Genomic DNA, 12880 nt, shown 5'->3' on the forward strand with positions numbered 1-12880 from the left:
GCGTCGCACTCATTGCCCAGACGGTATTTCATGGTGTTGCCACCCAGGCCGAAGCAGCCTTGCGAACCGCCACCGCCCGAAGTATTGCTGCCGGCGCCAGCGCGCAGGTAGCCGTGGAAGCCTTCGGAATCGGATGGGTACATTGGGTCGGCGGCAGCGGAACCGCTGGCGATGGCTAAGACGATGGCAGCTGGCAGTGTCTTCAACACGGCCTTCAACATGGTGCGATGCAGCATGGTAAGTCTCCTCAGTAGTTATTTTTTATCTAGTCATTCGTGGCCGAATGTACTGGCCAGAATTCTTTCCAGCAGGGACATAGTAACTATACTACGAACAAATATCAACATATTATGTTGTAATCCTACGACTACTCTGCGACACTTTATTTGCGTACCAATAGGCGAGTTGACTGCCCTGTTTTTTCCGCCGGCGCCACCCGTTTCCGGCACTGCAGGCAAGCATTTGCGCAGGCGCCCCGCATTTTTCGGCACGCGGCACGTATACGAATTAAAATCCTTGGTTTTTGCCATAACGACAGTGCGCCGCCAAGACAGCGCACGCAAACGAGACTAGGCACCGCCATGAAAATTGATGAAAAAATGGAAGTAGCAGGCAGCGATCCGGCGGAGCGATTCAGTGAAGGGCCACGCCTGCTGGCCGACATCGGCGGCACCAATGCCCGCTTCGTGCTCGAAACGCGCCAGGGCCACCTGGAAGCGGTCGCCGTGCTGCCCTGCGACGACTACGCGTCGCTGCTCGACGCCATCACCGCCTATATGGATAGCAGCGAGGCGCGCGCCGCCGGTTCGGCGCGCGTGCGCCATGCGGCCATCGCCATCGCCAATCCCATCGACGACGACAATATCCGCATGATGAACCACCACTGGTTCTTCTCGATCGAAGCCATGCGCGCCACGCTGGGCCTCGACACGCTGCTGGTGGTGAATGACTTCACGGCGCTGGCGATGGCCCTGCCCTACCTGCGGCCCGACCAGCGCCTGCAGATCGGCGGTGGCATGGCGCGCGCCGACAGCGTCATCGGCCTGCTCGGTTCGGGCACGGGCCTGGGCGTGTCGGGCATGATTCCCGCCGAAGACCGCTGGATCGCGCTGGGCAGCGAGGGGGGCCACGTCAGCTTCGCCCCGTGCGACCAGCGCGAGATGGACGTGCTGTCCTTCGCCTGGCGCGAGCTGTCGCACGTCTCGGCCGAACGCCTCGCCTCCGGGCGCGGGCTGGAACTGATCTACCGCGCCCTGTCCGAGCGCGCCGGCAAGCCCGATGCGCTGCCGCTGCTGGCAGCCGAAATCACCAGCCGCGCCCTGAACAATGAATGCGACGTATGCCTCGAAGCAGTGGACTGCTTCTGCGCCATTCTCGGCTCCATCGCCGGCAACGTGGCCATGACCCTGGGCGCGCTGGGCGGCATCTATATAGGCGGGGGCATCGTGCCGCGCCTGGGTCCCCTGTTCGAACAGTCGCAGTTCCGCGCCCGCTTCGAGCAAAAGGGCCGCCTGAACGAATACCTGGCGCAGATTCCCACCTTCCTGATCACGGCCGAACTGCCCACCTTCCTCGGCATCGCCGCCATCCTCGCGCAAAAGCTCAAGCGCGCCCATTCCGGCGCACCCGTGCTCGAATCCGTGCGCCAGGCGCGCGGACGCATGAGCCCCTCGGAATGCAAGGTCGCCGACTGGGTCCTGAAAGAGCCGAACGCCATGCTGACCCTGCCGATCGCCGAAATCGCCCAGCGGGTCGGCGTCAGCCAGCCGACCGTGATGCGCTTTTGCCGCTCCATCGGCGTGCAGGGCCTGGCCGACTTCAAGCTGAAGCTGGCCTCCGGCCTGACGGGCGGCGCCATCACGGTGGCCCACTGCCACGTGGAGATCTCGGATTCCGACGCGGAACTGGCGCGCAAGGTGCTGGGCAATAACGCCTCGGCCGCGCTGGCCCTGCGCGACATGCTCGACGTGAAAGCGCTGACGGCCGCCATCGAACTGCTGCGCGGCGCACAGCGCGTGGAATTGCTGGCCGTGGGCAGCGCCCGCGTGGTGGCGGACGACATGCAGCACAAGCTGCTCAACCTGGGTATCGTCAGCAGCTTCTTTGCCGACCCGCAGGCGCAGGAAATGAGCGCCGCCATGCTCAAACCGGGCGACGTGGCGCTGGTCATTTCCCGCTCGGGCGCCCTGCCCGACCTGCTGCGCACCGTCAAGGTGGCGCAAGGCTGCGGCGCGCGCGTGCTGGCCATTACGGCCAGCGGCTCGCCGCTGGCCAAGCTGGCCGACGTGCTGCTGACCTTGAACCACCCGGAAGGCAATCTCAATTTCGTGCCCATGATCGTGCGCCTGCTGCAACTGATGATGCTCGATATCCTGTCCGTGGGACTGGCGCGGCGCGACACGGCGCAGCGAACCAGCGCCGCCGAACTGGAAGAAGGTCAATTGCACGGCATGCGCATCAGCGGCAAGCTGAAATTCGGTGGCCACCTCGAATAAGGCGGCGCACGCCGCCCTTGATACCGCCAGCGGCGCCACCGTGCACGACGTGGCGCGCGTGGCAGGCGTGTCGGCCATGACGGTATCGCGCGTGATCAACGGGCGCGCCAGCGTCAGCACGGCCACGCGCGACAAGGTCGAGGCGGCGATCGCCAGCCTGCATTACCAGCCCAACCTGGCGGCCAGGGCGGCCCGTACGGGTACCTTGCGCATCGGCCTGTTGTACAGCAATCCGAGCGCCGCCTTCCTCAGCGAATTCCTCGTCGGCGCCATGGATCAATGCCGCCAGGGGGGCGGCCAGTTGCTGCTCGAACGCTGCGAAGATCTGGACAGCCAGCGCGCCGGCATCGATTGCCTGGTGGCGGCCGGCGTGGATGGCATCCTCGTGCCGCCGCCCCTGTGCGATTCACCGGAAGTGCTGGCGCAGCTGAACCAGATGGGCATCCCCGCCATCGCCGTGGCCACGGCACGCCCCTCGCCCGGCGTCTCGGCCGTGCGCATCGACGACTACGAAGGCGCGCTGGCCATGACGCGCCATTTGATCGCACTGGGCCACCGCGACATCGGCTTCATCGAAGGCGATCCGGCGCACACGCCGGCCCTGCTGCGCCGCCAGGCATTCGAGGACGCCATGCGGGAAGCGGGCTTGCAAGTGCCGCCGCACAGAGTGGCGCAAGGCTACTTTACGTATCGTTCGGGCCTCGACGCGGCGCGCCAGCTGCTGGCGCAAGCACCGCACCCGAGCGCCATCTTCGCCAGCAATGACGACATGGCCGCCGCCACGCTGGCCGTGGCGCACGGCATGGGCTTGCAGGTGCCGGCGGAATTGTGCGTGTGCGGCTTTGACGACACGCCCGTCGCCACCACCGTCTGGCCCGAGCTGACCACCATCCACCAGCCCATCGCCGACATGGCGCGCGCCGCCGTCAATCTCGTCATCGACGAAATCCGCCAGCGCCGCGCCGGCGAAACAGCGCCCGCCACGCATCATCTGATGGCGTTCACCCTGATGGACCGGGCGTCGACGGGAATCTACCGTCCCCGCTAGCCGACGCCTAGCGCACCACCGTGCGCTGCACCAGCGACTCCACCAGCTCCACCGAAGGGGGCGCGCCACCGGCCGCCAGGCAGGCGCCCGCGCCCGCCGCGACGGCAAAGCGCAAATGCTGGCCGCCGTCGGCCTCGGGACGGTACATCAGGCTGTACAGCAAGCCGCCGATGCTGGCGTCGCCCGCCCCCACGGAGTCGACCACCTCGATGACGGGCGGCGCCGCCTGCCAGGTTTGCTCGCCCTGATACAGCGCCGCGCCCTGCGCACCGCGCGTATATAAATAGGTGGCTTGCGGATTCCAGCTGCGCAGCATGGCAAACGCGCCATCGATATCTTCATGGCGGAACAGGCCCGCCAGGTCTTCGTCCGACACCTTGATCACGTCAGCCAGCTGCGTCATGCGGCGCAAGGTGGCGTCGTAGCGTTCATCCATCATGATGCGGAAATTCGGGTCGTAGCTGATTTTCACGCCAGCCGCCTTGAGTTCCTGCGCCAGCGCCAGCAACTTGCCCGCCAGCGGTTCGCGCGCCAGGCTGATGCCGCCGAAATGCACCCATTGCGCACCCCGCATCCAGCCGGCCGGCAGGAGGGAAGAGTCGAAATGCAGGTCGGCGCTGTCGTCGCCGATGAAGTAATACGTGGGCGGATGCAGTTCGTGCACGATGGCCAGCAGCGGCGACTTCGCATGGCGCTGCAAAAAACGCATGTCCAGGCCCGCCGCCCCGGTGGCAGCGGCCAGCGCGTCGCCGAAGACGTCGAGGCTGACGCCGCCCGCAAAGGCGCTGGGCACGCCCAGGCGCGCCATCACGCGCGCCACGTTCCAGGTCGAGCCGCCCACCTGGCTGTTCCAGGAGTCGGCGCCCGTGCGCAGCATGTCCGTCAGCGCTTCGCCTGCCGACACGAAAGCAGGGAAAGAGGTGACGTTCATGCGGCACCGCCGATCACGTTCAGCACTTCATAGCAGGCGCCCATGGTGTGATAATCGGTCTTGCCGGCCGGGCTTTTCTCCTTGCTGATCTTGCCGTTTTCCGGCGTCAAAATGCGGTACCAGGCGCCGTGTTCATGGTCGACGAAGTGCGTCCAGCTGTAGTCCCAGATTTTGTCGTAGCTGTGCCAGTAGGCGTCGTCGCCCGTGCGTGCGGCCAGCACGGCGGCGGCGGCGAAGCTTTCCGCCTGCACCCAGAAGTATTTGTCGCCATCGCAGATCTCATCTTGCGGGCCGAAACCGTAGTGGATACCGCCATGCGCGCCATCCCAGGCCTTGGCCAGGGCCGTGTCGTACAGTTCGCGCGCGCGCGGCAGCAGCCAGTCGGACGGGCCGGCCATGAACTTGGCGTGGCGCTCCATGATCAGCAGCAGCTTGGCCCATTCCGTGAAGTGGCCGGGCTGGTAGCCCCACGGACGGAAGATATTGCTCTTGTCGTGCAGGTTGTAATCCCAGTCGATAGCCCAGTCAGGCGCGTAGTGTTCCCAGATCATGCCGTCCGCCAGGCCCGCCTGGCGCACCGTGATGTTGTGCGCCAGCGTTTCGGCGCGGTGCAGATATCTCGCCTCGCCTGTCGCTTCAAAAGCGGCCAGCATGGCTTCGCAGGCGTGCATATTGGCGTTCTGGCCCCGGTAGCCGTCCAGGGTGGACCAGTCGGCGCTGGCCACGTCCGCATACAGACCGTGTTCGGGCAGCCAGAAACGCTGCTCCATCAATTCAAAGGTCTCGTCGAGATACGCGCGCGCTTCCGTCACGCCAGCTTGCAAGGCGTGGGCATACGCCAGCAGCACGAAGGCCAGGCCGTAGCAGTGGTTGGCGCCATCTTCGACTGTCTTGACGCCGTCTTTCCACGACAGTTGCCAGGCATAGCCGCCCGTGGCCGGGTCGCGGTGCACGTCGCGCAGGAAGGCCACGCCGTGGCGCAGGGCCGCCTGGTAAGCGTCATCGCCGAAGTGGCGATAAGCCATGGCGTAATTGAAGATGAAGCGCGTGCTGCTGACCAGGTGGCGCGTGCTGGCGTCGTACACCGTGCCATCATCGAGGAAGAAGTGGTAAAAGCCGCCGCTCGGGTCAAAAGCGCGCGGGTGATAAAAGTGCATCGTGTGCAGGATATGCTTTTCAAGCGTCGCCCTGGAGCGGAAGTCGGGATTCATCGGTCTCTCATGATATTGTTATCGATAACAATGATGATAGCATGCCGTCCCTGCTCCGTCATGCCTGGTCAGGGAGTCTTCGCCAGTCTGAGCTTTTCGCGCCACAGCGCCGCCTGCGCGGGGTCGGCTGCCTGTTCCAGCTCGCCCTTATCGTACACCTTGATCAGCCGTTCGATGGCTTCCCGGTCGCCCTGCTGCGCCGCCAGCAGGTACAGGGCAAAGGGCTTGGGCGCCGGCCCTTGCCGGGTCGGCCCGCCGCGCCCTTGTTCCAGCAGCCGCGCGAAACCCGTCTGGCCCGGCGGGCTTTTGGCGATGGCCGCCATCTCGTACCAGCCCAGGGCCGCCTCGTCGCTCTGCGGCACGCCCTGTCCCACCTCGTACGAGTAGGCGACATTGTTCAAGCCGGGCGGATCGAGCGCCTTGGCCGCCTGCATGTACCAGCCGAACGCTTCCTTGCGCTGCGCGTCGTCCTGCGCCGTCATCATCAGGCGGTAGCCGATCTCATTGTAGGCGTAAATAAAGCCGTTCCCGGCATAGAACTTCAGCCAGTGCAGCGCATGCGCCTGTTCTTCCGGGCTGCTGTGGATATTTTCAAAGTGCATGGCCACGGTGAAGTTGGCCAGTTCCACGCCTTGCGCGGCACCCTTGCGCGACCAGTATTCGCCCAGCTTGCGGTCGATGCTCCTGCCCTGTCCCAGCGTATAAGCCACGCCCAGGAAAGCCTGCGCCGAACCATAGCCGCCTTCGGCCGATTTCCGCATCCACGCCAGGCCGGCGTCATAGTCGCGCGACGTGCCTTCGCCTTGGTGCAGCATCTGCGCCAGCTCCAGCTGGGCTGCCGTGTCCCCCCGTTCCGCAGCGGCGCGCGTCTTGTCGAAGGCGGCGACCTTGTCCGGCGACAGGTCGACCGGCCGGTTGATCACGGCCCGCACCCTTGCGCGCATGGCATCCAGGCCGGACATATCGAATTCGGCCAGCGCCGGATGCTGGCGCGCCGCCGCTTCGGCGGCTGGCTGGGCCGGCACGCTCTGCGCCAGCGCCAGGCTGAATATGAACAGGATGGTCTTCATTGCTTTTCCTTCTCGGCCAGTTTTGCGCGCCACTCGGCCGCGTCTTCGGCATCCGCCTGCTGTCCCAGTCCGCCCTTGGCATACACGTCAATCATGCGCCGCATGGCGGGCACGTCGCCGCTCCATCCCGCCCGTTCATACCAGACCAGGGCCAGCTTGTCGGACTGTTTCACGCCCAGGCCCAGTTCATGTGCGCGAGCCAGGTTGCGCATGCCGGCCGGCTGCTTTTCACGCGCCGATCTGTCATACCAGTGGAAAGCCTCGCCGCGATCCTGTTCATCGGCGGCTGCGCGCATCAGGTGCTCGCCCAGCGCGTTGTAGGCAGGCACAAAGTGCTGTTCGTTCGCCGCCGCCTTCAGCCAGGTGATGGCCAGCGCCTGTTCTTCGGCACTGCTGTCGCCATCGATAAATTCCAGCGCCAGGATGGTTTGCGCCAGCTGATCTCCTTGTGCCACGCCCTTGCGCAGCCAGTATTCGCCCTGCACGCGGTCGACCGGCACCTTGCCGCCCACGGCATAAGCCAATCCCAAGGCCGATTGCGCCGGCGCATAGCCGTTTTCGGCCGACTTGCGCAGCCAGGCCATCGATAGCGCCGTGTCTTGCGGCGCGCCGACGCCCAGTTGCAGCATGCGGGCCAGTTCCAGCTGCGCCTCGACGTCGCCCGTTTCCGCCACACGCCGGGTCTCGGCAAATTCGGCGATGCTTTCCGGGCTATGGGTAGTCACATCGGCCCGTGCCTTGATGGCGATCAGCTGCAGATCGAGCAAGGTCGGCGAAGTTTGCGCCAGGACGGGCAGCGGCAGCAGAAAAGGAATCAGCAACAGGAATTTCTTGGGCATGCGGCGGTATCGGGAAGAAGAAAACACGCATGGTAGCCGATGCCCGGCCGGACAGGCGCGCACTGCAGGCGAAGTTTGACAGGGCAAGCCGGCGGGCTTACATTGCACGGGCTCACCACTTATACAGGAACGCCATGAACCGCCTCGCCACCACCGCCTTGACCCTGCTGCTCGCCGCAGCCTCCGTGAGCGCCAGCGCCGCAGACACCCAGCTGGCCGGCTGCGCCGCCAAGCGCGAAAGCATCCGCACCGAATTGCACCAGGCGCAGGAACAGGGCCTGTCCGACAAGGTCGCGGGCCTCACGCGCGCGCTCGACGAAGTCAACGCCCACTGCCGCGACAATGTGCTGGTCGAACGCCATAACAAGAAGGTGCTGAAGGCGCAGGCGAAGGTAAACCAGACGGAGCGTTCGCTGCGCCTGGCCCAGGAAGCCAATAAACAGCCGAAGAAGATCGCCAAGCTGGAAGGCAAGCTGGAAAAAGCCAGGGCGGAACTGGCCGCCCTGCAGGCGCAACAGCCTTAAGCTTTATCGCCCAATAACTGATAAATGCTGGAAAAGTCCAGCGCGCCCGATCCCGCCTTGCTGTGCAAACTATATAAATTGCGCGACAAGGCGCCCAGCGGCACGCTCGCGCCGCTGGCCAAGGCGCTTTCCACGGCCAGGCCCAGGTCCTTCAGCATCAAATCGACGCCAAAGCCGCCCGTGTAGCCACGCGACGCGGGCACGTTCTCGGCCACGCCCGGACACGGGTTGTACACGTCCAGGGTCCAGTTGCGGCCCGAGCTTTTCGCCATCACGTCCGACACCACCTTTGGGTCCAGGCCATTGGCCACGCCCAGGCGTATCGCTTCGCTGGTGCCGATCATCAGTATCCCCAGCAGCATGTTGTTGCAGATCTTGACCGTCTGGCCGCAGCCCGAACCGCCCGCATGGAAGATGGCCTTGCCCATGACGTCCAGGTAAGGCCGCGCCGCCGCCAGCGCGGATTCTTCGCCGCCCACCATGAAGGTCAACGTACCGTTGGTGGCGCCCGCCGTACCGCCTGAGACGGGCGCGTCCAGCATGGGCATGCCCTTTTCTTCGGCCGCGCGGCCCACCTGGCGCGCCGCCTCGGTGGAAATCGTCGAACAGTCGATCAGCAGGGTGCCGGGCCGCGCCTGCGCCAGGATGCCAGTCTCGCCCAAAGGGTTACCCAAATAAGCACCCAGCACGTGGCGGCTGGCCGGCAGCATGGTGATGACGATGTCGGCCGCCTGGATCGCCGCGCCCTGATCATCGGACACGAGGCCGCCGCCATCGGCAAACTGCCGCACGCTGGCCGGTACCAAATCGAAGCCCGTGACGGCATGGCCGGCCCGCACGAGGTTTTGCGCCATGGGCAGCCCCATGTTGCCCAGGCCGATGAAAACGATATTGGTGCTCATCGCCGCCTCCTTATTTCATCGAGATGGTGGTATTGACGCCGCTGCCGCCGTCGTCCGGGGCGAACCAGCGCGCCGTGACGGTCTTGGTCTGCGTCCAGAAGTACAAGGCTTGCTTGCCGTTCGGGCCCAGATCGCCCAGCTTCGACGCGCGCGAACCTGTGAAGCTGAAATAGGCGACAGGCACGGGTATGGCCACGTTGATGCCCACCTGGCCCACGTCGATCTCGTTCTGGAACTTGCGCCCCGCCCAGCCGGACGAGGTGAAGATCGAGGTGCCGTTGCCGTTCGGGTTGGCGTTGATGAAGGCGATGGCCTGGTCCAGCGTCTCCGTCTCGACCACGCACATGGCGGGCCCGAAGATTTCCTGCGTGTAGACGGAGTTCGAGGCTGCCACCTTCGAGAAAATCGTCGGCCCCATGAAGTTGCCGCCCTCGTAGCCGGCCACCTTGTGGCCGCGACCGTCGAGCAGCAGCTGCGCGCCTTCGTCCACGCCCGCCTGGATCAGCTTTTCCGCGCGCTGCATGGCCGCTTTCGAGACCATCGGCCCCAGGTCGGCATCGCGGTCGCTGCCCGGCCCCACTTTCAACGCCTGCGAGCGGGCGACGATTTCCGGCAGCCAGGAGCGCGCCTCGCCCACCAGCACGACGACGGAATTGGCCATGCAGCGCTGGCCAGCCGCACCGAAGGCCGCGCCGATCAGGTTATTGATCGCCTGCTCCTTGTTGGCGTCGGCCAGCACCACGCAATGGTTTTTCGCGCCCATCATCGATTGCGCACGCTTGCCCGATTCGCTGGCGCGACGGTACACATGCGTGCCCACGTGGGTAGAGCCGATGAAGGAGACGGCCTTGATGTCGGGATGGTCGCACAGCATGTTGACGACGTCGGCGCCGCCATGCACGACGTTCAGCACGCCGGCCGGCAAGCCCGCCTGATACATCAGTTCGACCAGATACATCGACGAGGACGGATCCTGCTCCGACGGTTTCAAGACAAACGTATTGCCGCAGGCGATAGCGATGGGGAACATGAAGCACGGCAGCATGACGGGGAAATTGAAGGCCGTGATGCCGGCGCCTACGCCCAGCGGCTGGTAGATATTGTAGACATCGACGCCGGTCGCCGCGTTTTCCGCGATCTCGCCCAGCTGCAGGGTGGCGATCGAGCACGCGTGCTCCACCACTTCCAGGCCGCGCATCACCTCCCCTTCCGCGTCGGGCAAAGTCTTGCCGTGTTCGCGCGTGATCAGTTCAGCCAGAGTGGCGATGTTTTCGCGGATCAGGTGCTGGCACTTGAGCATGATGCGCATGCGCGCCGCCAGCGGGGTATTCCGCCAGCTCTTGAATGCCTCCTTGGCCGTGGCGACGGCCAGGTTGACTTCGTCCGGCGTGGAAAACGGCACCTTGGCGACGATTTCCTGTGTGGCCGGGTTGATGACGTCGCGCCATTCGGTGCTGGTCGAGGCGTGGTGCTTGCCGCCGATGTGCAGGGGGACGGCGGGAACTGAGGTGAGGGCTTGGTTCATGTAAGGCTCCGTAAGGTATTCGATGGTTATTTCTTGACCAGGTTGCACGCCGCCGCATCCATAGTCTTGAACGCCTGGTCGGCGGGGATGGTGGACAGCACTTTCAGGTAATCCCATGCGCCTTTCGATTCGGCCGGGGTTTTCACCTGCACCAGGTACATATCGTGGATCACGCGGCCGTCGGGGCGGATCGAGGCGTTGTTCATGACGGCGTCCTTGATCGGCAGCTCGCGCATTTTCTGGGCGACGATTTTCGAATCGTCGCTCTTCGCGGCCGCCACCGATTTCAGGTAGTGGTAGACGCTCGAATACACGCCCGCCTGCACCATGGTCGGCTTGGCGCCCTTGTTGAGTGCCTCGAAGCGTTTCGCGAAGGCGCGGCTGCGGTCATCGAAATCCCAGTAAAAACCATCCGCGTAGACGAGGCCTTGGGCCGTTTCCAGGCCCAGCGCGTGCACGTCCGAGAGGAAAACGAGCAAGGCGGCCAGGCGCTGGTCCTTGCCGCTGCCGATGCGGAACTCGCGCGCCTGCTTGATGGCCGAGACCACGTCTGCGCCGCCGTTGGCCAGACCGATCACCTGTGCCTTGGAGCCTTGCGCCTGCACCAGGAAGGACGAGAAATCGGACGCGTTGAGCGGATGGCGCACGGCGCCCAGCACCGTGCCGCCATTGCGCTTGACGACTTCACTGGCGTCTTTTTCCAGCGAGTGGCCGAACGCGTAATCGACGGTGACGAAGTACCAGGATTTCTGACCCAGTTTCGTCAGCGCCGCCGCCGTGCCGGCCGCCTGCGAATAGGTATCGAACATCCAGTGGAAGCCGTTCGGCGAGCAGTCTTCATTCGTCAACCGCCCCGTGGCCGGGCCGCTGAACATGGCGATGCCGCCTTTCTCTTTCATCAGTTTTTGCACGGACAGGGCCACCGAGGAATTGGTCAGGTCGGCGATGGCGTCGACCTTGTCGCGGTCTATCCATTCGCGCGCCTTGGAGGCGGCGATATCAGCCTTGTTCAAATGGTCAGCCGAGAGGATCTCGATCTTCATGCCCTTGCATTCGGCTTTCAGGCAATCCTCGACGGCCATCTGGCTGGCGACGACGGAGCCGCGCCCGCCCATGGCCGAATACGGCCCGGACATGTCGGTCAGGATGCCGACCTTGACGACGCCATCGGAAATTTGAGCGTGCGCGCCGCCAAAGGAAAGGGTGAGCGCCAGCGCGCCCATGGCCAGAACGGTTTTTTTCATGCGTGTCTCCTGAGGGGTGAGGGTTTTTCTTATATGTATATCTGCATTCTGCATGTGTAAAAATAAGCATTCAAGTGAAATTCATGCATAATTCCTTTGCAAAAATGCACAGAGAGGATCAGCCATGCTCGATTGGGACAATGTACGGGTCTTCCTGGAACTGACGCGCAGCGCCGGCCTCGTCGATGCGGCGAAAAAGCTGGGCATCGACCATTCCACCGTGTCGCGGCGCATGCGCAAGTTCGAGGAGCAGGTGGGCACGCAGCTGTTCGACCGCAACTACGTGGGCTACCAGCTGACGCCCGAAGGCCACCGCCTGATGGAATATGCGGAAACCATGGAAAGCACGGTGTTTGCCGCCACCGAAGAACTGGGCGAACATAACCGGCTGCTGTCGGGCCAGGTGCGCCTGGGCGCCACCGAGGGCTTCGGCGCCATCGTGCTGGCGCCCCACCTGGCGCAGTTTTGCGGACGCTACCCGCACATCAGCGTGGACCTGATCGCCGTACCCCGTTTCGTCAGCCTGTCCAAGCGCGAGGCGGACGTGGCCATTTCCATCGAGCGCCCCCTGTCCGGCCCGTATGTGGTGACGAAGCTGTCCGACTACCGCCTGAAACTGTATGCCACACCCGCCTACCTGGGGCGCCACGCACCCATCACCAGCGTGGCGCAACTGGCGCAGCACCCCATCATCGGCTATGTGGACGATCTGGTCTTCAGTTCGGAACTGCGCTACATGGACAACGTGGCGCCCGACTCCCTGCGCGCCTTTCGCAGCACCAGCGTGATCGCCCAGTATCACGCGGCGCGCGCGGGCCAGGCGCTGGCGATCCTGCCCTGCTTCGTGGCGCAGCAGTCGAACGAACTGGTGCCCGTGCTCGACGGCGAGATCGACCTGCTGCGCGCCTTCTGGATGGTCTCGCCCAGTGAGCGGCGCAATATCGCCCGGGTCAGCGCCCTGTGGAACTACCTGCGCAGCGCCATCGATTTGAATCACGCCTACCTGATGGGCGAAACAGCCATGCCCAGTTGGCCTGCTTGAGCAAGCCGCGGCGCGCTACACTGTCGCCACATACTAATTAGGAGAACGC

The 12880-nt window shown here is 64.5% G+C and carries 12 protein-coding genes; 4 read left to right on the forward strand and 8 right to left on the reverse strand.

Features of this window, described 5'->3' with window-relative positions; translation table 11 throughout:
• Positions 1-236: carbohydrate porin (locus CSQ93_RS26815; protein WP_199534527.1), on the reverse strand; the 236-nt coding region annotated here is incomplete at its 3' end.
• 345 nt (positions 237-581) lie between these two features.
• Here CSQ93_RS26815 and CSQ93_RS26820 point away from each other — a divergent pair.
• Positions 582-2495 (forward strand): glucokinase, encoded by a 1914-nt coding sequence (locus CSQ93_RS26820; RefSeq protein WP_099380657.1) that lies wholly within the window; start codon positions 582-584, stop codon positions 2493-2495.
• Positions 2479-3543: a LacI family DNA-binding transcriptional regulator gene (locus tag CSQ93_RS26825; RefSeq protein WP_099380658.1), complete on the forward strand. Its 1065-nt coding sequence runs from the start codon at positions 2479-2481 to the stop codon at positions 3541-3543. The genes CSQ93_RS26820 and CSQ93_RS26825 overlap by 17 nt, the downstream gene beginning before the upstream one ends.
• A 7-nt stretch (positions 3544-3550) precedes the next feature.
• On the opposite strand, the gene CSQ93_RS26830 is transcribed toward CSQ93_RS26825, so the two are convergent.
• From CSQ93_RS26830 to CSQ93_RS26845, 4 genes are all read right to left on the reverse strand, one after another.
• Positions 3551-4474, reverse strand: coding sequence for a carbohydrate kinase family protein (locus CSQ93_RS26830; protein ID WP_099380659.1), 924 nt, complete (start codon positions 4472-4474; stop codon positions 3551-3553).
• The gene (locus CSQ93_RS26835) at positions 4471-5685 is read right to left on the reverse strand and encodes an AGE family epimerase/isomerase (RefSeq protein ID WP_099380660.1); all 1215 of its coding nucleotides are present in this window, start codon (positions 5683-5685) and stop codon (positions 4471-4473) included. The genes CSQ93_RS26830 and CSQ93_RS26835 overlap by 4 nt, the downstream gene beginning before the upstream one ends.
• A gap of 68 nt (positions 5686-5753) precedes the next feature.
• A complete protein-coding gene (locus CSQ93_RS26840) occupies positions 5754-6755 on the reverse strand; it encodes a tetratricopeptide repeat protein (RefSeq protein WP_099380661.1) in 1002 nt (333 codons plus the stop codon).
• Positions 6752-7594, reverse strand: a complete 843-nt coding sequence (locus CSQ93_RS26845) for a tetratricopeptide repeat protein (RefSeq protein ID WP_099380662.1) — start codon at positions 7592-7594, stop codon at positions 6752-6754. The genes CSQ93_RS26840 and CSQ93_RS26845 overlap by 4 nt, the downstream gene beginning before the upstream one ends.
• A 134-nt stretch (positions 7595-7728) precedes the next feature.
• On the opposite strand from CSQ93_RS26845, the gene CSQ93_RS26850 reads away from it, so the two are divergent.
• Complete coding sequence (locus CSQ93_RS26850; RefSeq protein ID WP_158301383.1) at positions 7729-8118, forward strand: DUF1090 family protein; 390 nt, start codon at positions 7729-7731, stop codon at positions 8116-8118.
• On the opposite strand, the gene mmsB is transcribed toward CSQ93_RS26850, so the two are convergent.
• The 3 genes from mmsB to CSQ93_RS26865 are packed head-to-tail and all read right to left on the reverse strand — an operon-like array spanning position 8115 to position 11789.
• On the reverse strand, positions 8115-9020 hold the full coding sequence (mmsB, locus tag CSQ93_RS26855; RefSeq protein WP_099380664.1) for a 3-hydroxyisobutyrate dehydrogenase: 906 nt from the start codon (positions 9018-9020) through the stop codon (positions 8115-8117). The two genes, CSQ93_RS26850 and mmsB, sit on opposite strands and share 4 nt — an antisense overlap.
• 10 nt (positions 9021-9030) lie before the next feature.
• Positions 9031-10545, reverse strand: a complete 1515-nt coding sequence (locus CSQ93_RS26860; protein ID WP_099380665.1) for a CoA-acylating methylmalonate-semialdehyde dehydrogenase — start codon at positions 10543-10545, stop codon at positions 9031-9033.
• Positions 10546-10571: 26 nt separating this feature from the next.
• Positions 10572-11789, reverse strand: coding sequence for an ABC transporter substrate-binding protein (locus tag CSQ93_RS26865; protein ID WP_099380666.1), 1218 nt, complete (start codon positions 11787-11789; stop codon positions 10572-10574).
• A 124-nt stretch (positions 11790-11913) separates the two neighbouring features.
• Here CSQ93_RS26865 and CSQ93_RS26870 point away from each other — a divergent pair, with 124 nt between their 5' ends.
• Entirely contained in the window at positions 11914-12831 is a 918-nt protein-coding gene (locus CSQ93_RS26870) for a LysR family transcriptional regulator (protein WP_099380667.1), read from the forward strand.
• Positions 12832-12880 lie beyond the last annotated feature (49 nt).

It is taken from the genome of Janthinobacterium sp. BJB426 (genome assembly GCF_002735705.1).
GTDB lineage: Bacteria > Pseudomonadota > Gammaproteobacteria > Burkholderiales > Burkholderiaceae_D > Janthinobacterium.